This window comes from Spirosoma humi (assembly GCF_054776575.1).
On sequence record NZ_BAAHBR010000005.1, the window covers coordinates 104,415 to 125,414 of the forward strand.

Here is a 21,000-nt window from a genome sequence, read left to right on the forward strand (position 1 = left end):
TGAACACAACCAAATTTATTCGTTACGTAAGCTCTTGACGGGATTCATCAACGCGGCTTTGACACTTTGAAAACTAACGGTCACCAGGGCAATGCCTACCGCAAGTCCACCCGCTATGGCAAATGTCCACCACTTAATGTCCGTTTTATACGCGAATTCCTGTAACCACCAATTCATCGCATACCAGGCCAGGGGGGAAGCCAGAAGAATAGCCAGACCCACTGGCTTCAGAAAATCACCGGTCAGCAGCATGACAATACGGCCAGTACTGGCTCCCAGTACTTTTCGAATACCAATTTCCTTCGTGCGGTTTTTAGCTGTGAACAGGGCCAGTCCCAAGAGACCTAAACAGGCAATACTGATCGCTAAAAGGGCAAACCAATTCATTAGCAACGCTACCCGTTCATCCGATTCGTATTGTTGCTGGAAATGGTCATTCAGGAAAAAAAACTCAAATGCATTGCCGGGAAACGCTTCCTGATAGACTTTTTGGAGCATCGCCAGTGATTCCCGCATCGTAGGTCTACGTAGCGCAATCGTCAGAAAGGCACTACTCCAGGGAATATGCTGAAAAATGGTAGGGCGATTGGCCGTTTTCAGCGATTGTTGATGGAAGTCATTCACGACGCCGACAATCTTTTTGGGGATTACGTTGCCAATTTCCTGATTGAGTGCCTCTTGGGCGGTTGCGAAGCCGAAAGCCTTTAACGCGCTTTTGTTGATGATAACCGCGTCGTTATCAAGTACCAACTCGTTGTCGAAGTTCCGCCCCGCCAACAATTTGATGTTATAGGTCGGAATAAAATCTTCGTCAACAGCCAGCATACGGCACAGTTTATAATCGGCGGCAGCCTCATGGAACCGCTGCCATTCGTCCGTCCAGAAAATTTCCTGCCCCGGAACTTCGGAAGAAGCCGTTACTTGCTGGACACCCGTATGCGTTAACAGCCGATCCTTAAAAAAGCGAATGTCATTGGTAAAGCTTTCCGTTCGTAACACTTTGGGGGCTTTTATAATCAGCTTCTGGTCGATGTTCATTCCCAAATCCTGCTGCTGCATGAAGGAAAGTTGCTGATTAATGACCAGGGTGGCAATAATCAGGCAAATCGAAGCGGTGAACTGAAACACCACTAGAGCCTTGCGGAACGATTCGCCACCGGCTTGCTTAGGCAAATGCCCTTTCAGAATGGCAATTGGTTTAAACGAGGAAAGAATAAAAGCGGGATAAAATCCGGAAAGTAAGAATCCCAGACCAATTACGGTCAGGGATACAATCCAGAACAAAGGCTTTTGACGGCTGGAAAAGCCGTTGGTGGACTGAATCCAGTCGCCAAATAAGGTAAGCGCCAGTAAAAAAAGGCCAATGCCAATAAACACGGATAACAGATTAACACCAAAGGATTCGACCAGAAACTGCTTGATCAGCTGGCCTTTTTCTGAACCCATTGCTTTTCGGACGCCTACCTCTTTGGCTCGTTCAATACCTCTGGCCGTAGCCAGGTTGATGTAATTAAGCCAGCCAATGGCCAGAACCAGGAAGGCAACGAGGATAAGCACATAAACTATACTAATCTTTCCGTTTGCTTCGACTTCTGATGCCGTCTGGGAATGGAGGTGAATGGCCTGAAGAGGTTGTAAAACGAAGGTTTGTCTGATCTTGTAATTTTTCAACTGATTACCAATATGCTTGTCGATAACACGGGATAATCGGCCTTCCAAAGCTTCGGGCGAGGTGCCTGGTTTCAGGAGCAGGTAGGTATAAAAATTGGTCCAGTACCAGCCGCCCGTGGCAAACTGCTGATTCTTGAGTAGGTTCTGGATGGAAAAAACAAAATCGAAATGAATATGACTGTTCGTCGGAATATCAGCGAATACGCCTTCCACTACGTAGTTGCCCCCCTGCCAATCAGTGCTTAACCGAAGCGTTTTGCCAATCGGATTTTCCTGACCAAAATATTTCCGGGCCACCGTCGCTGAAATCACAACGGACTCAGGCCGACGTAGCACCTGATTGGCAGCACCTTTTAGCAACGGGAATGAAAATACACTGAATAAAGACGAGTCGGCGTAGAAGGCTTTTTTCTCGTGATAGCTAACCTGTTCGCCCGTTGGTTTGCGGTAGCTGATCATGCCATCGGCCCGGTGCAGCCGAACGAAATTTTCTACCTCAGAAAAAGTTTCTTTGATGGCCGGCGCTTCGGCGTAGTAGCTGATGACACTGCTATTCGTCAGAACGCCTTGTTTGTAATCATCCAGTCGGATACGATAAATGTTTTCCGCATGCGTGTGGAATTCATCATAGCTAAACTCCGCGAACACGTACTGAGCAAGTAGCAGGAAGGCAGCGATACTAGCGGCTAATCCAAAAATCATAATAGACGAAATAGCCTTATACTTTAGCAGATTACGCCAGGCAACTGTGATGTAATTCCGAATCATGGCCAAGGTGAAATAATGGTCGGATAATGCGTGAAAATCCTATCTCAATAACTACGGGTTAAATGTATAACTTATTTATTAGTTATAAAACTATAATAATAGTTGATTTGGTGAAATTACTATTGTTACTATTCCGACATTATATTATTTTGATCTGCGCTATTATTTCGCTTGACAAGTGAAGACTTTCCAAAACAGGTTGCGCCCACAGAAATATTCTCAACCTATACTCCCCTTCAAGACGAAGGAATGCATAAGAAGAAGCTTCCTGAAGAGGGGCAATTTTCTCGATGGTGTCATTTCGCCGGTTCTACACATGATATCTTCGCTTTAAAATCCTCTTTATCAGTTGACTTAAGCATAGCTGCGGTAAACTGATAGCGAAACCGGCCCATCGTTTGGTTACTTTGCGACAGCCTTTCTTCGTATCCAAATAGGGAATTCATCATGTTCGAAAAATTCAGAAAAAATTTCCCGTTGCCGCCCGAAAAATGGGATGAGTATATCCGCTACTTCCGGCAAATCCATGTACCGGCCAGGACCATTCTGCTTCGGGAAGGTGATATTTCCCGCAAAGCGTATCTTATTGAAAAGGGATGCCTGCGTGTTTGGTTCAATAATAAAGGGGAGGACATTACCTTCCAGTTCTTCTTTGAAAACAGGACCGTTTCGTCAATTGAAAGTTTCCGAAAAAGTAGTCCAAGCTTGTTTTCCATTGAGACGATTGAGCCCTGTACCTTGTGGTGGATCGACAAAGGTAGTGTTGATAAAATTATCAAAGAGGTCAGCGAGCAACCGGCCATGAGGAGTCTGATTCTGGAGGCATTGTTTGGGCGAACACTGGATTACATGAAGCATTTTCTGTCGTTTGTCCGGGATACACCGCAGGAGCGCTATGAGATGCTGATGACCCAAAACCCGCATATCATCCAGCGCGTCCCTCAGCATTATATTGCTTCTTACCTGGGCATTAGCAGCGTTCACTTGAGCCGGATCAAAGCAAAAATTGCCCGGGCCAAATAGCTAAGGCAGGGCTTTGTATTTGATAACAAATGTTATCGTTTGAGGGTCTGGCGGCCCTCTACCTTTGTATCAGCAACAAATAAAATAAGCGATACAATGAAACGATTAACGATTCTTTATTGGGTGACGACGGCCCTGTTCAGCCTGTGGATGCTCGGCAATGCCTATGCCTATCTAACGTCGGAAGAAGCCCGACGGCTGTGTGTTCACTTTGGTTTTCCCGACTATTTCCGCGTTGAGTTGGCAGTAGCTAAACTGATTGGTGTAATCGTACTGGTGCTGCCTGCGCTAAGAGGAAGGATTAAAGAGTGGGTATACGCTGGTTTTGTTATCACGGTGGTTTCAGGATTTATTGCGCATCTGGCGTCTGGTGATTCCCTCCGCGACTCAGCTTCCGCTCTGCTCGCCCTGGGGTTGGTGTTGGTTTCTTATGCCAGCTACCACTACGTACAAACAGTCAAATCAATCACTAAATCAACACCAACCGGCTTTTTGACGGCTGTTGTTTAATCCGTAAAACTGAAATCGACCATGAAAGCTGCCATCATGTATCCGCAGGGGACTGGACCGCGTTACGCGGAGGTTCCCAGTCCCGTTGTCGCGAATGAGGATGAAGTATTAATAACCGTTAAGGCGGCTGCGATTAAGCATATCGACCGCGGCCAGGCGAGTGGTAGCCATTATTCCGCCGATGCGCAACAGGCCAGCCAGGCGAAGGTCATTGGGGGCGATGGAGTGGGACTGCTGGCCGACGGTACCCGCGTCTATGCGATAGGAATTAGTGGTATGGTCGCCCAGCAAGCCGTCGTAGAAAAAAAACGTATGGTGCTGATACCTGATGGGGTAGATGACGCTACGGCAGCGGCTTTGCCCAATGGTGTAATTGGGGCGGCTATGGGGCTACGCTTCCGGGCGGGTATCCAGCCCGGCGATGTAGTCTTGATTAATGGGGCAACGGGCTTTACGGGCCGGGTGGCCGTGCAGCTAGCCAAATACTATGGCGCTAAAAAAGTGATTGCCACGGGGCGCAATCCCGACTCCTTGCAGACATTGTTAGGCTTAGGAGCGGATGAGATTATCTCGGTAAATCGAAGCGACGAAGATTATCTAACTCAACTTCGCACGATTCACGGTAGTACGCCAATTGATGTGATCATCGATTACCTGTGGGGCCACTCGGCGGAACTGCTACTCGCTTCGTTGAAGGGCAAGGGGGCCTTTACCCATCCGGTGCGTTTTGTTTCGATCGGAAGCATAACTGGCGATAAAGTACAGCTATCTGCCGAAATTTTGCGGAGCGTTGATCTGCATCTATCAGGCTCGGGGCTGGGTAGTTGGACGCGGCAGGATGTGGGTAAACTGTTTAGCGAAATCTTACCTGACATGTTTCAATTAGCGGCTGACGGAACGCTTAAAGTGGATACCGTTACGGTGGACTTATCCGACATAGAATCCATCTATAACGTAGCCATCACTGATGGAAAGCGACTCGTCATTACCATGAACTGACGCTCATACAGGAGGTTTTGTCCTATGGTGGCCAAGCTGGATTGCGAAGCACGACGAATCAACCGACTTGTTATGTATGTGGATTGATTTAACCGAGAACGTGGAAAGCGCACTTTGGTGCTGGAAGAGTTTAAGAACTCTTCCAGCACCAAAGTGCGCTTTCCATTTAGTTACACCAGCGTGACAACAATACGCTCAGAAAACGAATTTCTACGGTCGGTGACCAGAAACGGATTCATGCATGACACCGCATTGCCCTTCGTACATTCCGAAATGGGCTCAAGTCAGGCCGCTGGCTCGGCAAAACCAGTAGACACGGTCAGTGCTTTCCAGTGCGTCATATCAGCCTGAAATGCCGAGATCTTTCCCGTGGCGACATCATAAGCATCCTGACCGAGCAACAGGTGCAGGGGTGGGGTGGGCTCAGTGGCAATTTGAATCATGGCCGCCACTGCTTTCGCCGGATCGCCAGGCTGATTTCCTCTGATTTGTTGCAGATGAACCGCTTCCGATTCGCGTACCAGCGCATACTCATCCATCTGGTTTGCAGGCGTTCGCAACGAACCGGACGACAAAAATTCTGTCCGGAAATAACCCGGTTCCACGATGGTTACCTTGATACCGAACGGAGCCGCTTCTGCCGCCAGCGATTCGGATAACCCTTCGACGGCAAACTTCGTGGCGCAGTAGATGCCCCAGCCGGGAAAGTTGCCCGTAATGCCCGCAATGGAGGAGAGGTTGAGGATATGACCCGACTGCTGTTTCCGCAACTGAGGCATAACCTGCCGGATTACGTTCAGCATGCCAAACACATTGACCTCAAAATTAGCCCGGGCCTCCTCGTCTGTGAGTTCTTCCAAACTGCCCAGTTGGCCATATCCGGCGTTATTGACCACCACATCGATCCGTCCGAACTGGCTGATAGTAGCCTGGATGGCCTCCTCAACGCTGGTTTCGGTGGTCAAATCGACGCCCAGTGGCAAAAAATCAGCGGATTCATTGCCGGTGGCCCGGCGAAGTTCGGCAACATCACGGGAAGTAGCCGCGACCCGATGGCCCTGACGTAGTAGCTGATCGACTAATTCGAGGCCTAAGCCTTTAGAGGCTCCGGTGATAAACCATACTTGTTGATTGTCCATAAGTGTTACTCGTTTAAGGACAGCAAAGGTAGGCCGGTAGACTAGGGGCAGATTGCCAAATTCAAGCCAATACTTACTAAATTCAAACACGCCGAAACGTCGACGGGGTCAAGCCGGTATGCTTTCTGAAGAAGTAGTTGAAGTGGGCCGGTTCGTCGAAACCCAGGCTATAGCCAATTTCGGCAATGTTCCAGTCGGTATGCCTGAGCAAAGCTCTGGCCTCACCGGCCAAACGGTCGGCAATATGGTCGGTTGTGGTTTTGCCGGTTGTGTCCCGCACGCAACGGTTTAGGTGATTGACGTGTACGGCGAGTTGGTGGGCAAAGTCACTCGCCGAACGCAGGGCAAACCGCCGGGTCGGCGACTCAATAGGAAACTGCCGCTCGAGGAGTTCGATAAAAACCGCCGTCAGTCGCGAACGGGCATCGGGGTGCTGGTGCAGGGCATCGGAAGGTCGCCGTTTGAGGGCAAAATGAATTAGTTCGGATACGTAATTACGAATCAGGTCATACTTAAGAATATAGTCTGAGTTGATTTCATCCAGCATTTTCTCGAAGAGCGCACTCACTTCGGCATCCTGCCCGGCCTCCAGAGCATAAGCTGGCTTACCACCGGGCTGAAACAGCGGCAGTTCCGTTAGCCCCGTGTTGAACCGCCCGCTGAAGAACGATTCGCGAAAAATGCAGAAAAACCCGGTTGTGTCGCCTGAAACCGCTTGCCAGGTATAAGGCACCTGCGGGTTAAAAAACACCAGCGTTGGCCCATCGATCTCAATACTTTTATCCGCATAATGGTACAGATTACGTCCCCGGATAAGCGTAATCTTATAAAAATCCCGTCGGCTATACTGAACCGGAGCGGTACTGGGAGCCAGGCAATCCTCCAGCCGAAATACATTCACATCCCCGACGGTGGCTTGTAGCGTAGTGGGCGGGTTAGTTAATTTATGCCGATAAAATTCTTCGAGACTTTCGGTCTTTTGCATGGAACAAAGTTACCATATTCAATCCTACGGTCGGCTAAAAAAAGAAGTTTATTGTACAGGCTATTGACTGCCGCCAAGGCCCAGAGTAGGTCACCGATCAGGTGAAGCGATTGGTCGTTTGGGTACAAAACCCTTGAGCGCTTCCGCTACTTCGATAGGGCGATCCGACTCCAGAATGCTGGCCCCATCCTGAACGATTGCTCGGTAAGCAGCGGCTCGCTCTTGGGGATCGGGCAGTTTGTCGTACGACGAAGCTGCCGAAATCATACACATAATACCCCGGGCATTCAGCAACCGGTACAACGCCTGATTTTCGGGCTTCACCGTCGGGCCGATGTAGGCAATCATGTTGGTTGCCGGGATACCGGCCTTTTCGTAGGCGTCTAATTCCTGCTGGCTCTTGATAAACACGGAGAACATCCGCTCTTTGTTGTCCTCATAATAATAGCGGGCTTGTTCGGGCGAGTGGACGGTGAGCATCACAAACGCATCTGCTTTGTGTTTGCGAATCAAAGCCGCCGTCATGGCCCACGGGACATCTTTTCGGTCCAGGTTCAGGACAGTCTTGCCCCGAGCCCACTCGATGGCTTCGGACAGGGTCGGAATGCGATGGTGCGTAACACGACCTTCCGCATCCTTGAGGTAGAGTTTTTTTAGCTCGTCCCAGGTATAATCCGACAGTTTCCCCGTGCCGGTCGTAGTTCGGTCCAGCGTGGCATCGTGCATGAGTACAATGACGCTGTCTTTGGTCAGGCGCGGGTCAGTTTCAAAAAAAGCAGGGGTGTGTGCCAGTGTATTGGCAAACGTGGCCAACGAATTTTCCGGAAATCCCGGAACCATACCCCCCCGGTGTCCGCTCACGATCGTTTTTTTCTGGTCTGACCAGTGAAAAAAAGCGTGGAGATCCTGAACCGTTTTGATGGGTAAAACCGATACGGTTTGTGCGTTGGCAACACCAGCGATGCTAAGGCCCAGTGCCAAGATCAACAGGTGTTTCATTCGACCTGGTATTTGTTGCTGGGCGGAAACGTACCCGGTCATTTTTTGGCTGGTCCGGAGTTTTATAAGTGTAAGCATTGGGCGTAAAGCAAGAAGAGTGAGTCAAGGGGCGGCCGGCAGTTGCACGCGTTGAATCAGCAAACTTCGAAATTTACTATTTCGTTACCATGAAGCTAGGGTTACCTTACTGTGAAGATGTCGTTAAGTAACCTCGCCAGTGGCTCATTTTTTATTTCCATGGGCGAGTACTTTTTGATTAAGGGCTAATGAGCCATTTCTACTGGCTCAACGTGGCCCAGTAATACCTTCTCCAGATGCGTTTTGTAAAGTCGTTTGTCGCGGTCTATATCCGCGTTTTTCTCGACGTCGTGAAAGTGAATGCTTTCCAGCGGCTTCATGCCCGTGAACGCATTCATGCGGTGAAAGCCGAACATCACGCCATCATCCACACTTTTTTGTCCGAAAAATTCGCCCGGTAGGGTAAAGGCTTCCTTGGGGGCATTCCAGCTTGTTGTAAGCAGGTAATGCCGACCCTGTAGCGAGCCACCTGTACCGTAGTTAATCGCCGGGTTTCGATGCGAGCGGCCGTCACTCGTGTAAATTCCCTGCTGATGTCCTGCCGTGAAAACAAGATCGATGTACTCCTTCAGCCGATGGGGTACCTGAAACCACCAAACTGGGGTATGGTAGATAATAATATCGGCCCACACGTATTTTTTGACTTCTTCGGCCGGGTCGTACTCGTCGTTGATATTGGTAATCTGCACAGCAAACGCGGGGTGCTGATTTAAAAAGTCGACTGTCCAGCTCGTCAGGGTTTCGTTGAAAGTACCTCCCGAATGAGCGAACTTCTGACCACCGTTGATAACAAATACATTTTTCATGTTTTTTCGCTATGAATTAGCCCGTTTATGGCCAGCTGGCATCCAATGATGAAGCTGCCAGATCGGGTGATTGATTACTGATGCAAAAGTATAGCCCCGGAAAGTATCATAAAAATAAGTTAACTAGTAGCTTTGTATCATAAAAATGATCGATAAGCAATATGGTTAATCTGGAATGGTTTCGTACGTTCAAGGCGATTTACGAAACGGGCTCATTGACAGCCGCGGCTCAGGCCCTGTATTTATCCCAGCCGGGAGTAAGCTTGCACCTGAATTCGCTGGAAGCGCACACGGGCTATAAACTGTTCGATCGGGCTGCCCGAAAAATGGTGCCGACAGAGCGGGGAAAGCTGATGTATAATTTTATTCTGGAGCCGATCGGCAAGCTGGAAGCCGCTGAGCAGCAGTTTCATAAGAACTCGAAAACGGACAAAGCGACCATCAGCATCGGTATGTGCTTTGAGACGTTTCAGTTCACGCTGGAGCCTTATATGAGTACCCTGCCCTTCAATGTGATTATCAAGTTTGGCGAGTATGCTCAAATGCAGCAGGATTTGGACAAAGGTTTGCTGGATTTAATCATTACGCCCCAAAAAGGCTTACAGGCCAATCTGACTTACCAGCCTTTTTCAAAAGAACGTATCGTGCTGATAGGCGGAGCCAGGTCAAACACGGATGAGCTGAAAGTCCTGCTTGACAATGGAATGGCCGAAGAAGCCGAAGGCTGGTTGAAACAGCAAATCTGGTACAGCACGGCCGCCGATATGGAAAACCTGAAGAAATTCTGGCACCTGAATTTCAACCGCCACCCCGATTTTAAACCGAATTACATCGTCCCCAATATCTGTTCCATTGTGCGCTGCCTGAGTGGCGGGGAGGGCTTTTCAATCATCCCTGATTTTCTATGCCGGAATGAACTGGAGCGTGGACTGGTAAAGCTGGTCTGGGAAGGAAGAAAAGTGATTGAAAATACGCTCTACTTCGGTACGCGCAAGAAAACCATCTATGCTCAGGAGATTAGCCGGATTCAGCAGATTTTCGAAACGCACGATCAGTAAAACCCGCCCGGAACTCTCATAAGCTCCTCCTTATGGAGGCTGATTGCCGGGTTTTATTCTTCAGCAGGATGAAGGGTAGGTGGGTATCCCAGGCGGGTTTCAGGTCGGACTGGTTAATGAATCCGTGTGAAAAATTACCCAATAGTATATCCGGATCGCCGTCCTGATCCCAGTCAGTCACATCCATACAGATCCACCGGCCATAGCTGGAAACGGGCAGGGTATGGGCTTGAAACTGTAACGTTTTTTCCTGCTCCAGATAAACACAACCTTCGGCCGGATTGTCCAGAAAATCAGCGAAGAAAGCAATACTCACTATGTCCAAATCCCCGTCCAGATCAAAATCAGCAGCCATGGCTTTGACGCAACCATTGATCGGATAAAAATACGTTTGCTTATAACGAAAGTTGCCTTCATTGAGGTAAACATATACGCCATGATAAGGCTTTAAAATCTGGGAGTAGTCGCTATTATCTCCGCTGGTATAGAGAATATCCAGTCGACCATCTTTATTAAAATCGACTAACTGAAAACTGGTCGAACCGGAAACGGGTGGAAACCGAAGCAGATTTTGTTCGGTAAAACCACCTTTTTTATCGTTCAGAAATAGCCATATTCCTTCGTCAGCGTGCGCAAACAAGACCATCAAGTCGGGCCAGCCGTCGGCGTTAAAATCACCGGTGGTCGCTTGGATTGCTCCCGCCACTTCACGGATGGGGTGTTTCGTAAAGGCATGATTCGGGCCTTGTTGCAGCCAGTATAAACCGCCTACCAGGTGCCCAAAGCCGCAAACCACCCAGTCTGTCAGGCCATCTTTGTTGAGATCGGCGGGCAGGGATTGTAAAGGGCGTGGTAAATTGGCGAATAGGGTAGCCGGTTCTGCTGGTTGCGTTCCCGAAATCGCTAATCCGACCAATTCACCCTTTGCGTTGTCATCTGGCAGCATAGTGCCCAGGCACGTGAATAACCCCTGCTCATTGCCCTGTTTATCCCGAAAAAACTGGGCATTTACCGCGGGGGATTTCAGTTGCTTCTGTAAGGTTGGTCGTAGCTGCTGATCCCAGCGGGTAAGATCATTGCGTAACCCATCGCTCGTGTAGAGTTGATGGCTAATCGTATCCACTGTCACCAGGGTTGTTTCGGCCGTTTTTGATGTATCCCGCTGGGGTTTTTCCAGGGAGAAAATAGCCCAGTCATTCACCGCGGATGGCTGAGCGGGCTTAAGCTTTGGCGGAGCCAATGTCAGGTAATACGCCACAATTTTCTGCCAGTCATCGTAGGAAATCACCGCTTTATTACCGGCATAATAGAGGCCGCCATCGTACGATTCAAGCCCCAGCCTGGGGGCCATGGCAGGCAACACGTGCTTTTCCCAGGTTTCTTTATCCAGCGTATTCGGTGAGACGGCCAGGTGGCACGTACTGCAATGTTGCAAGGCCAGTTTCTGACCGGCCGCAATGTACGGATCGCTCAAGGCCGCTTCATTTCCAGAATAGCAACTTTCAATAACGATGCACAAAGACACGAACGCCAACAGGCCGAGGTATACTCGGTAAAAAGACAAATTTTTATAAATCATTAGACAACGTATTCTTCTTTTTCTGTGCTTCCAGCGCACAGTCGTTTATCCGGCTGCTCAACAGCCGCGGTCAATGCACGCAGCCTTGACTTTCGCCGAATTCAGCCTTACCGGGGCGTTTTTTACCGCTGTGCCAGCTTGGCCGGGCTGAGTTCCTGCCGTTTGTGCCCTTGCGAATCCGTTATTTCAATGGTCTTCACGAATGGACTTATCAACAGGATGCGAGCCGATTGTGACAGAAATGAATTCCCGTAGCTAAACTCTACCTTTTGCTTCTTGCCATTGGCAAAAGTCAGCAGCGCCGACGCATCGGTAGGTCGAAGTCGTAGGCTGGTGGCCGGTTTGTGATTGCGGAAGATGCACAGGCGGCCCCGGTTTTGTGTCGCTACCAATAATTCGCGGCCCTGCTTGTCCGTAAGTTGTGCCAAGGCTTTGGCGTTGCCGGGCACATAAAAACCACTACTGGCAATGGACTGAGCCGCAAAATTTCCGGTACCGTCGCCCCGAAGAAACAACCCGTTCATGGCATCATAGCGCCCGGCCAGCACTTCACCCCCAAAATCGTTACCGACCAGCATTACGTCCAGGTTACCATCGCGATCTACATCGTCGGCGACCATGCCAAAGATGGGGGCCAACTGAGCCTGGATGGGTAGGGGCCGCATAGCAAACGTGCCGTCGCCTTTGTTTTCAATATAGGCAGATTCCAGGTAGTTGGCTTCCAGTACCAGCGCACTCTGTCGTTCTTCGGGGGTAAGCAGCTTGTCGATGTTGGCGGTGGCAAAATCTTTGAAATAAGGAAATCGCCGACGCATCGCAATCATTTGTTTGATCAGGTCTTCCCGGCCGTGGAACGTATATTCCTGCCGACGACCCGTCGAATCAGGAATAAAAATAGTCGGTATGGCATCGTAGAAGCCGTTGTTGTCGAAATCACCGCCATAGATGCGTACAGGTTCCTTGTCGCTGGCCTGCATCCGGCCATTGCGGCCGAGATTACCGGCAATGTAATCCGTGTCGCCATCCCCGTCGAAGTCGCCGGCTACCAGCGAGTTCCACCACCCTTTCTGCGATTCGAGCCCGGTTGTGGTTTCCGTCAACTTACCGTGTTGATTTTTTAATAGTGTGAGGGGCATAAATTCGCCCGCCAGCAGTAAGTCAGGCCATCCATCATTGTCGGGGTCCGTCCAGAGAGCATCGCACACCAGACCGATGTTTTGCAATGCCGGTGCCACCGTCTTGGTCACATCCGTAAAGCGAACCTGGCCGGATGGGCCGCCCGTGTGGTCATTGCGCAGGATGAAACTCGATACAGGTTTGGGGTAATGATCCGGTTCGACGCGTCCGCCTATGAACAGGTCCAGGTCGCCATCCCGATCAAAATCGACGGCTTTGACGCACGATTTACTGGTCATGTTGGGGGGAAGCGCATTGGCGCTTAAGGTAAATTTTCCTTTTCCACCGGGACCGTCGTTTATATAAAGCCGGTCCTGAAAAGCAGGCGAGTTTGGTTGTCCTTCCGACCCTCCGCTGGCCACATACAGGTCGAGGTCTCCATCCCCGTCGGCATCAAAAAGCAGCGTACCCATGTCTTCTTCAAGCTTTCCGCCAGGACCCGTCTGATCGGGTAGCAGGTCTTGCTCTACGAATGTTCCGGCGGCTGTCTGAATCATGAAATGGCCTTTGTTGGCTCTCGAACCACCAATAAATAGATCGTCCAGGCCATCGCCGTTTACATCACCGACCGACAGGCCGGGGCCATACTGCGAAAACTTATGCGGCAGGAGTTTCTGCGTATTGAAGTCAATGTATTCCGGTTCCTGATGCTGAAAGGCCACTTTCAATGAATCCGTAACTTCGTTGAAAAGGCTGGCTGGCTGTCGGGTCGGGGCAGTGACTGGCTCATGGGCGTTGCGCCTGTCGGCCAGCAGCACCTGATTGGGTTTTATATTACGCAGTGTTTGCTGCCGGGCAGGCTCAGTGCCCTGAGCGGGCCAGATAATGCGGACTTCATTAATGGTGCTCACCGCGCCCAGGCCAAAATGGGCAACTGGCTCAACCGTTGAGAGGTAACCCCGGTAGGGACTATGTTCATACACCTGCTGCTGTTCATTCTGCTTTCCATAGTGCAACTCTACAAAAGTGCCAAGCCCCATTGGATTAGTGCCCGACCCGGCAAATTTTATGCGCAGGTAATTAGCCTTCTCGGGTTTTTTCTCGATAAGGTTGTTCCGGTACACAAAAGCCGAATCATTGATGTTGTTAACCACGTAGTCGAGGTCACCATCGTTATCAAGATCACCATAGGCTGCTCCATTGGAGAAAGAGGGCTTGTTGATGCCCCATTTTTCAGTAACATCGGTAAATTTCAGATCACCCGTATTCCGAAAGGCGTAGTTGTTGATCTTGACAATCGGGATTTGAGCTAGTTTGTAATCTTTCGTAGCAATCTGTGCATTCTCCGTCAGAAACGTCATGAAATCACGATCCGTAACATCCTGCGGAAACCCATTCGTGACGATCAGGTCACGGTAGCCGTCGTGGTCGAAATCAGCTACCATGGGGGCCCAGCTCCAATCCGTTTCGGCTATGTCCGCCAACAGACTTATTTCACTGAAAGCCGGCGTGGTTGAGTTAGGCCGTGGCCCCTGGTTAAGCTGAAGCGTATTACGGACAACCTGATAGCCATATTTATATTCGTCATTATATAGGTAGGTTTGGTAATTATTAGGCGCCAGCAACATCTTCTTCCGGCGATTCTCCCGGGGCATCATATCCAGCGCCAGCACATCGACCAGGCCGTCGTTGTTGATGTCGGTTACGTCGTTCCCCATCGCCGTATTACTGGTATGTTTGAAGTACTCCGCGGCCCGCTCCGTAAACGTGCCATCGTGGTTATTGATGTACATCAAATCGTCGGACAGGTAATCGTTCGTTACGTAAATGTCTTTCCAGCCATCCCGGTTTATATCCGTAATATTCAGTCCGAGTCCATACCCGTCGTGCAAAATACCTGCCTGCTTCGAGACATTCGTGAACAATGGATGACCAAGTTTGGCATCGAAGTCGTTGCGATAGAGCCGATCCGTATTCAGGGAAGATCCATCGTTTATTTTGGCTCGATACACATTGGGCGAATCCTCAATGCGGTCGGTAAGCAGGTAAAGGTCCAGATCACCGTCGTTATCGTAATCAAAGAAAGCGGCATTGGTCGTATACGTATCATCCGCAATTCCGTACTCGTGAGCCATCTCCCGAAAGACCGGTTTCCCGTCGCGCATCCCCTGGTTCACGTAAAGTAGGTTCTCCCGTTGTTTAGCTGCTTTATGGAGAGTAGCACTTACGTAAATATCGAGTTTACCGTCACTATTGATATCAACCAACGTAGCGCCCGAACACCATTTGCCGTTTCCTGCTACCCCCGCTGAGGCTGTGATGTCGTCAAATTTAAAATTGCCCTTATTCAGATAAAGGCGGTTTGCTACCTGATTGCCGGTAAAGAAGACATCGGGCAAGCCGTCGTTATTGAAGTCGCCCAGCGCAACGCCACCACCGTTGTAAAAGTATTCGATATCAAGAATACTCATCGAGTCATTATTGGTGATCCGATTGGAAAAGTTAATCCCGGTTTCTTCAGCGGGCAGCAAGGTAAATAACTGATTGGAGGAAGACTGACAGGCGGTGATAAACCAGATAAGCAAGCCAGTCAGCGCAAGAGGCAGGTAACGGTGAAACATAGATAAATTAATAAATAAACAGCTAATATACACATTAATGCAGGATAATGCCACTATGCTAAAAGGGGGCAAATGATGCCCTCAGTGGGTATCTGCTCTAAAAATGGCACTGCCGACACAAAAAAAACGCTACAATTCTAAACAATACTAGAATATTTATACGGTAACTATTTGTTACTGCTAACTTGTTAACATTCTGATAATAAGCAATTTAATTCTTAGGGTTTTACTTAGAGCAGATTTATTTATACTATAGGACTATTTTGGCGTTGGAAAATGGCAATATAAACTTTGAAAAATGAACTTAACCCGCTAATATTGATTCGTTATTTTTCTAATTATACCAACCTCTATGTACACAAAGTTTTACAAGACCTTTCAGTTTTCACTGCTGGGGGCTATTATGTTCCTGTGGAACGTAAACGTTTTTGCACAGGGTATTCGGGTTACAGGTACTGTGACCAGCGTCAGCGAACCGGTACCGGGTGCTAACGTAGTTATCAAGGGAACAACCATTGGTACAACAACGGATGCTAATGGCGCTTATACTATAACAGTACGCAGCGCAACCGACGTGCTTGCTGTTTCTGCCATTGGCTACAAAGCAACCCAGGTGACGGTAGGCAATCAGACCGCCATTGCCATTCAGCTTGAAGAGGAAGCCTCTACACTGAATGAAGTTGTGGTAACGGGTTATACGACCGACAGCAAGCGGGACAATACGGGTGCTGTATCTACCGTGAAAGCGAAGGACTTAAAAGCGATTCCTTCTGCGAACGTTGAAACCCAGCTTCAGGGCCGGGTTGCCGGGGTTACCGTTATTGCCAGTGGTCAGCCTGGCGCTAACAACACGATTCGGGTACGGGGATTCGGGGCATTCGGTGGTAACACACCATTGTACATTATCGATGGCGTACCAACAGGTGGCAGTGCGCTCCTAAGCCCAGACGATATCGAATCAACAACCGTTTTGAAAGATGCCGCAGCGGCATCTATCTACGGTGCTCGTGCGGCTAACGGCGTCATTGTTATTACAACCAAACGAGGACAGCGCCGGGCTCAAAAACTGAGCGTTACGTATGATGGACTTTACGGATTTACGGATCCGGGTAAAGCGCCAGCCGTACTGAATCCACAGGAGCAGGCTGACTGGACCTGGAATGCAATTCGCAACAGAGAAATCGCATTGGGCCAACCAATCGACTTCTCGGGTATCGCCAGTGGCCAATATGGGGCAGGCGCAACGCCCGTGTTGCCTGAATACCTGCAGGTTGGCAACCGGTTTGGGGTAACGGGCGGTGTCGATTTAGCCGCTGAAGCAGCCAAGTACAACATCAACGCAGCCAATGGACCTATCTATCAGGTAACTCGCGCGAACAAAGAGGGGACCAACTGGTACAAGGCCATTACACGGACACCCATTCTGATGCGTCACACCTTAGGCTTCTCAGGCGGTAGCGAAAGTGGTCGTTACTATGTTGGTTTTAGTGAGCAATCACAGCCTGGTATTATCTTAAACAACAACTTTACCCGGTATACTTTCCGCGTCAACTCGGATTTTGACATCCTCAAGAATAAGAAACTGCGGTTTGGCGAGAATATCCAGGCTACGTATATTGACAACACGGGTCAGTTCGGTGATAATAGCGGACAGAATGCATCGCAGCAGGAGAATGATATTCTGCTTGCTTTCCGGATGGCACCAATTATTCCCGTCTATGACGTATTTGGTGGCTATGCCGGTACAGCCGCTAAAGGATTTAACAACCCATCAAACCCTGTTGCTAACCGGGATGCGGCTAAAAATAACCGCAACTTTAACCTGGGTCTTTTTGGAAACGCTTATCTGGAGTATGACATCATTCCCGATCTGACAATCCGGAGCAGCATTGGTGGCTCACTGAGTAACTATTACAACAAAACGACTTCCCGGAACACCTACGAAAATGCCGAAGGAAACAACGGTGGTTTCCGGATCAATGAAGGAGCGGGCTATAACATTGCCTGGACGTTCACGAACACGGCTCAGTACAAGCGGAAATTCGGTATTCACAGCATCGACCTTCTGGGCGGTATCGAAGCCCTGAATACGGGCTTTGGCCGGAATATCAGCGGTGTTGGTCTGAACCCGTTCTCGACCGATCCAAGCTACGCCAGCATCACGACTTCGTCAGCTTCCGGTCGCCAATCGAACAGTGACTTGTTCAGCGGTGTAACATTCTACTCGCAGTTCGGACGGGTTAACTATAGCTTGCTGGATAAATACCTGGTTACCGCGGTTGTTCGTAGAGACGGTTCGTCTCGCTTTGGTGCTTCCAACCGATATGGCGTGTTCCCCGCTTTTTCGGCGGCCTGGCGCGTATCGGGTGAAGATTTCATGAAAAACCTGCCCTTTATTACCGACCTGAAAATCCGGGGCGGCTGGGGCCAGATGGGTAACTCGAACAACGTAGATCCGAACAACCAATACAGCCTGTTCCAATCGAATATTGCTAACTCGTACGATATTACGGGCAGCAACTCGGCGGTAGACCCTGGCTTCTTCCGGAGCCGGATCGGTAACCCCAATGCCAAATGGGAAACCAGTACGACCACTAACGTTGGTATTGATGGTTCGTTCCTGAACAACAAACTGGAAGTAGTTTTCGATATCTGGCGCAAAGACACCAAAGACCTCTTGTATCAAGTGCCCATCGCAGGTGTTATTGGTCAGCGGGCAACGGCTCCTTCGGTGAACATTGCCAGCATGCGGAACCAGGGGATCGACATTCAGGTGATTACCCGTGGTAAAGTAGCAAACGATGTTGGGTACGAAGTGAACGTAACGGGTAGCTTCCTGAGCAACCAGATTCAGACTTTGGCACCGGGTGTTCCTTACTTTGACGTTACTCCTGCTTCTAACCGGTTATCCTTGCCAGCTACTCGTAACCAACCCGGTCAGGCAATTGCTTCGTTCTTCGGCTATAAAGTAATTGGTCTGTTCAACTCACAAGAGGAAATTAAAGCAGCTCCAACCCAGGAAGGCGCTGGTCTGGGCCGATTCCGGTATGCTGACATCGATGGCAACGGTATCATCGATAACAACGACCGTACCTTCATCGGTAGTCCGGTGCCGAAATTTACGGGCGGTGTGAACCTGTCGGTTAATTACAAAGGCTTCGACGTTGCAACGTATCTGTATGCTTCGTTGGGAAATAAAATTTTCAACCTGTCTAAGTGGTATACCGACTTCTATCCATCCTTCTCGGGAGCGGCTGTCAGCGCACGGGTAAAAGATTCGTGGACACCGACTCACACGAACACAACACAGCCGATCTTCGAAGATGTAGCGAATATCAGCACCAACACCGTTCCTAACTCATTCTACGTTGAGGACGGCTCTTACCTGCGGATGCAGAATATTACGCTGGGTTACACCTTACCAGCAAGCTTATTGAATAAAGTAGGCTTAGGTCGTGTTCGGTTCTCTGTTTCGGCAAACAACGTCTTCACGGTTACAGGCTACAAAGGACTGGATCCGGGTGTTGGTGGTGCTGCTGACTCAAACTTTGGTATCGACATCGGTAACTACCCAATCACGCGGAGCTATAACGTAGGTCTAAGCGTTGGATTTTAATAAATAAACTCGAAACGCTGACTTCTTACCAAACAAAAAAGTCAGCGTTTCGAAAACATGACAAATCTGTTTCTCGAAAAAAATATAAGATGAAAAAGACAATCACAAAAGGGGTGGGTCTTACAGTGCTGTTGACGGTAATTTCGCTGGCTTGTAAAGATTCGTTCCTGAATGTAGCCCCAACGGGTCAGTTGGTTAGCTCTCTCTTGACAACGAATGCCGGCCTGCAGGGGCTGCTGATCAGTGCTTATTCGGAACTGAACGGGCGGGGCTACTCGCAGACGGCCAGCCCAACCAACTGGGTGTACGGCAGCATCATGGGGGGCGACGCCAACAAAGGCTCCGACCCCTCCGATTTCAACGCCATCACCCCCTTCGAAACCTACCTGGTGGCCGCATCCAGTGCAGAATTGAACGCCCGCTGGCAAGCCCTGTACGAAGGCGCAAGCCGGGCCAACTCCGTACTCCGGCTCCTGCCTACGGCTGATCCAACCGTGACCGCTGCTACCAAGCAGCAGATTGGGGGCGAAGCCCGCTTCCTCAGAGGGCTCTACTACTTCGACCTCAAGCGGACTTTCAACATGGTTCCCTACATCGATGAAACACTGGATTATGGAACGGGAGCTACCACGGTGAAGAATGACACCGACATCTGGCCTAAGATTGAAGCTGACTTCAAATTTGCCTACGACAACCTGGCTGAGACCAACACCTCGGCAGGCCGCGTCAACAAGTGGGCTGCGGCTGCCTATCTGGCCAGAACCTACATGTACCAGAAGAAGTACACTGAAGCCAAAGCCCTGTACGATCTGATCATCGCCAACGGCAAAACCACCAACGGCAAGAAGTATGGCCTGGTGGCGCAGTACGCTCAGGTGTTCAACGCAGCCAACGAGAACAGCGAAGAAGCCGTTTTCTCGACCCAGAACGTAGCCAACGCAGGTAGCTCGGATGCAGCCTCGGGTGACTTGAACCTGAACTATCCCTACAGCGCCGGCATTGGGGCCACCTGCTGTGACTTCTTCAAGCCCAGCTTCGATCTGGCCAACTCGTTCCGGACCGATGCTACGGGTCTACCGATCGACATGGCCCAGGCCAACGGGGCGTATGATAACGCGACCAACGAATTGAAAACGGACATGGGCCTGCTGCCCGGTGATGCGTTCACGCCCGACACCCGCACGGTCGATCCTCGTCTTGACCATACGGTTGGTCGTCGGGGTATTCCTTATCTGGATTATGGCAACTTCACCAGCGCCTGGACGCGTAACCAGGCCTTCGGTGGTCCCTACTCGACGAAGAAGTATGTTTTCTATCTGGCTCAGCAAGGCAAAGTGGCCGACGTATCGAACTGGACGAAAGGCTGGGCCGCTACGAACGTCGTTCTGATGCGTTACTCGGATGTGCTGCTGATGGCGGCCGAAGCCGAAGTGGAAGTGGGTAGCCTGACAACGGCGATGAACTATGTCAATCAGGTGCGTAACCGGGCTGCCAACCCAGCTGGTTTCGTGGTGACTGCCGACGGCAAGCCGGCTGCCAACTATGTAGTTGCTCCTTATCCGGCTTCTGCCTTTGCGTCGAAGGATGTGGCTCGTAACACGGTTCGGTTCGAGCGTAAGATCGAGCTAGCCGAAGAAGGTCAGCGTTTCTTCGATCTGGTGCGGTGGGGCATTGCGGCACCGACGTTGAATGCGTTCCTGGCGTACGAAAAGACGAAGCTGTCGAATGCTTACAGTGGTGCTGTATTCACGGCGGGCAAGAACGAGTACTTGCCGCTGCCACAAACGCAGCTTGACCTGCAGAACGGTAGCACGGCTATTTTGAAGCAAAACCCTGGTTATTAAGACAAGTAACTTGCTTCGATCAAGTTTTCTCTAGTCATAATAATTGGGCAGAATAATTTTGAGTACAGAAAAGCGGTGCTGAGTTTTCTCAGCACCGCTTTTCTGTTAAACAGCACGTTAGTTTTTGTGCTTTCTCCGCCACTCATTGACTCTGCCCGTCGCCGTAAAGTGAATATCTTTGAATTGAC

13 protein-coding genes are annotated in these 21,000 nt (G+C 49.9%); 6 read left to right on the top strand and 7 right to left on the bottom strand.

Annotated elements, in window-relative coordinates; translation table 11 throughout:
- Window positions 1-15: 15 nt before the first annotated feature.
- Window positions 16-2,439 carry an ABC transporter permease gene (locus ACYU8Y_RS07390; protein ID WP_460935743.1) on the bottom strand — a complete coding sequence of 808 codons (2,424 nt, stop codon included), beginning with the start codon at window positions 2,437-2,439 and terminating at the stop codon, window positions 16-18.
- Between the two features lie 447 nt (window positions 2,440-2,886).
- Between ACYU8Y_RS07390 and ACYU8Y_RS07395 the strand changes: the two genes are divergently transcribed.
- From ACYU8Y_RS07395 to ACYU8Y_RS07405, 3 genes are all read left to right on the top strand, one after another.
- A complete protein-coding gene (locus ACYU8Y_RS07395) occupies window positions 2,887-3,462 on the top strand; it encodes a Crp/Fnr family transcriptional regulator (RefSeq protein ID WP_460935745.1) in 576 nt (191 codons plus the stop codon).
- Between the two features lie 96 nt (window positions 3,463-3,558).
- Entirely contained in the window at window positions 3,559-3,972 is a 414-nt protein-coding gene (locus ACYU8Y_RS07400) for a DoxX family protein (protein ID WP_460935747.1), read from the top strand.
- A 21-nt stretch (window positions 3,973-3,993) separates the two neighbouring features.
- Window positions 3,994-4,971 carry a quinone oxidoreductase family protein gene (locus ACYU8Y_RS07405; RefSeq protein ID WP_460935749.1) on the top strand — a complete coding sequence of 326 codons (978 nt, stop codon included), beginning with the start codon at window positions 3,994-3,996 and terminating at the stop codon, window positions 4,969-4,971.
- Between the two features lie 284 nt (window positions 4,972-5,255).
- Here ACYU8Y_RS07405 and ACYU8Y_RS07410 read toward each other — a convergent pair whose 3' ends face one another.
- From ACYU8Y_RS07410 to ACYU8Y_RS07425, 4 genes are all read right to left on the bottom strand, one after another.
- On the bottom strand, window positions 5,256-6,110 hold the full coding sequence (locus ACYU8Y_RS07410; protein ID WP_460935751.1) for an oxidoreductase: 855 nt from the start codon (window positions 6,108-6,110) through the stop codon (window positions 5,256-5,258).
- Between the two features lie 82 nt (window positions 6,111-6,192).
- Window positions 6,193-7,095 (bottom strand): helix-turn-helix domain-containing protein, encoded by a 903-nt coding sequence (locus ACYU8Y_RS07415; protein WP_460935753.1) that lies wholly within the window; start codon window positions 7,093-7,095, stop codon window positions 6,193-6,195.
- Between the two features lie 90 nt (window positions 7,096-7,185).
- The gene (locus ACYU8Y_RS07420; RefSeq protein ID WP_460935755.1) at window positions 7,186-8,094 is read right to left on the bottom strand and encodes a glycerophosphodiester phosphodiesterase family protein; all 909 of its coding nucleotides are present in this window, start codon (window positions 8,092-8,094) and stop codon (window positions 7,186-7,188) included.
- 263 nt (window positions 8,095-8,357) lie between these two features.
- The gene (locus tag ACYU8Y_RS07425; protein WP_460935756.1) at window positions 8,358-8,978 is read right to left on the bottom strand and encodes an NAD(P)H-dependent oxidoreductase; all 621 of its coding nucleotides are present in this window, start codon (window positions 8,976-8,978) and stop codon (window positions 8,358-8,360) included.
- A 161-nt stretch (window positions 8,979-9,139) separates the two neighbouring features.
- Here ACYU8Y_RS07425 and ACYU8Y_RS07430 point away from each other — a divergent pair, with 161 nt between their 5' ends.
- Window positions 9,140-10,036: a LysR family transcriptional regulator gene (locus ACYU8Y_RS07430; RefSeq protein WP_460935758.1), complete on the top strand. Its 897-nt coding sequence runs from the start codon at window positions 9,140-9,142 to the stop codon at window positions 10,034-10,036.
- Window positions 10,037-10,052: 16 nt separating this feature from the next.
- Here the strand turns inward: ACYU8Y_RS07430 and ACYU8Y_RS07435 are convergent, their stop codons facing one another.
- Window positions 10,053-11,615 carry an FG-GAP repeat domain-containing protein gene (locus ACYU8Y_RS07435; protein WP_460935760.1) on the bottom strand — a complete coding sequence of 521 codons (1,563 nt, stop codon included), beginning with the start codon at window positions 11,613-11,615 and terminating at the stop codon, window positions 10,053-10,055.
- A gap of 122 nt (window positions 11,616-11,737) precedes the next feature.
- Window positions 11,738-15,352, bottom strand: a complete 3,615-nt coding sequence (locus ACYU8Y_RS07440) for a VCBS repeat-containing protein (RefSeq protein ID WP_460935762.1) — start codon at window positions 15,350-15,352, stop codon at window positions 11,738-11,740.
- A 352-nt stretch (window positions 15,353-15,704) separates the two neighbouring features.
- Between ACYU8Y_RS07440 and ACYU8Y_RS07445 the strand changes: the two genes are divergently transcribed.
- Entirely contained in the window at window positions 15,705-18,968 is a 3,264-nt protein-coding gene (locus tag ACYU8Y_RS07445) for a SusC/RagA family TonB-linked outer membrane protein (protein WP_460935764.1), read from the top strand.
- Between the two features lie 89 nt (window positions 18,969-19,057).
- Window positions 19,058-20,812 carry a RagB/SusD family nutrient uptake outer membrane protein gene (locus tag ACYU8Y_RS07450; protein WP_460935765.1) on the top strand — a complete coding sequence of 585 codons (1,755 nt, stop codon included), beginning with the start codon at window positions 19,058-19,060 and terminating at the stop codon, window positions 20,810-20,812.
- The last annotated feature ends 188 nt before the right edge of the window (window positions 20,813-21,000 follow it).

What these genes read in the sequence shown, in the direction of transcription:
- ACYU8Y_RS07400 (WP_460935747.1), top strand. Translation starts at nt 3,559, where the DNA reads ATGAAACGATTAACGATTCTTTATTGGGTGACGACGGCCCTGTTCAGC.
- ACYU8Y_RS07425 (WP_460935756.1), bottom strand. Translation starts at nt 8,978, where the DNA reads ATGAAAAATGTATTTGTTATCAACGGTGGTCAGAAGTTCGCTCATTCG.
- ACYU8Y_RS07445 (WP_460935764.1), top strand. Translation starts at nt 15,705, where the DNA reads ATGTACACAAAGTTTTACAAGACCTTTCAGTTTTCACTGCTGGGGGCT.
- ACYU8Y_RS07435 (WP_460935760.1), bottom strand. Translation starts at nt 11,615, where the DNA reads ATGATTTATAAAAATTTGTCTTTTTACCGAGTATACCTCGGCCTGTTG.
- ACYU8Y_RS07390 (WP_460935743.1), bottom strand. Translation starts at nt 2,439, where the DNA reads ATGATTCGGAATTACATCACAGTTGCCTGGCGTAATCTGCTAAAGTAT.
- ACYU8Y_RS07410 (WP_460935751.1), bottom strand. Translation starts at nt 6,110, where the DNA reads ATGGACAATCAACAAGTATGGTTTATCACCGGAGCCTCTAAAGGCTTA.
- ACYU8Y_RS07415 (WP_460935753.1), bottom strand. Translation starts at nt 7,095, where the DNA reads ATGCAAAAGACCGAAAGTCTCGAAGAATTTTATCGGCATAAATTAACT.
- ACYU8Y_RS07420 (WP_460935755.1), bottom strand. Translation starts at nt 8,094, where the DNA reads ATGAAACACCTGTTGATCTTGGCACTGGGCCTTAGCATCGCTGGTGTT.
- ACYU8Y_RS07430 (WP_460935758.1), top strand. Translation starts at nt 9,140, where the DNA reads ATGGTTAATCTGGAATGGTTTCGTACGTTCAAGGCGATTTACGAAACG.
- ACYU8Y_RS07395 (WP_460935745.1), top strand. Translation starts at nt 2,887, where the DNA reads ATGTTCGAAAAATTCAGAAAAAATTTCCCGTTGCCGCCCGAAAAATGG.
- ACYU8Y_RS07450 (WP_460935765.1), top strand. Translation starts at nt 19,058, where the DNA reads ATGAAAAAGACAATCACAAAAGGGGTGGGTCTTACAGTGCTGTTGACG.
- ACYU8Y_RS07440 (WP_460935762.1), bottom strand. Translation starts at nt 15,352, where the DNA reads ATGTTTCACCGTTACCTGCCTCTTGCGCTGACTGGCTTGCTTATCTGG.
- ACYU8Y_RS07405 (WP_460935749.1), top strand. Translation starts at nt 3,994, where the DNA reads ATGAAAGCTGCCATCATGTATCCGCAGGGGACTGGACCGCGTTACGCG.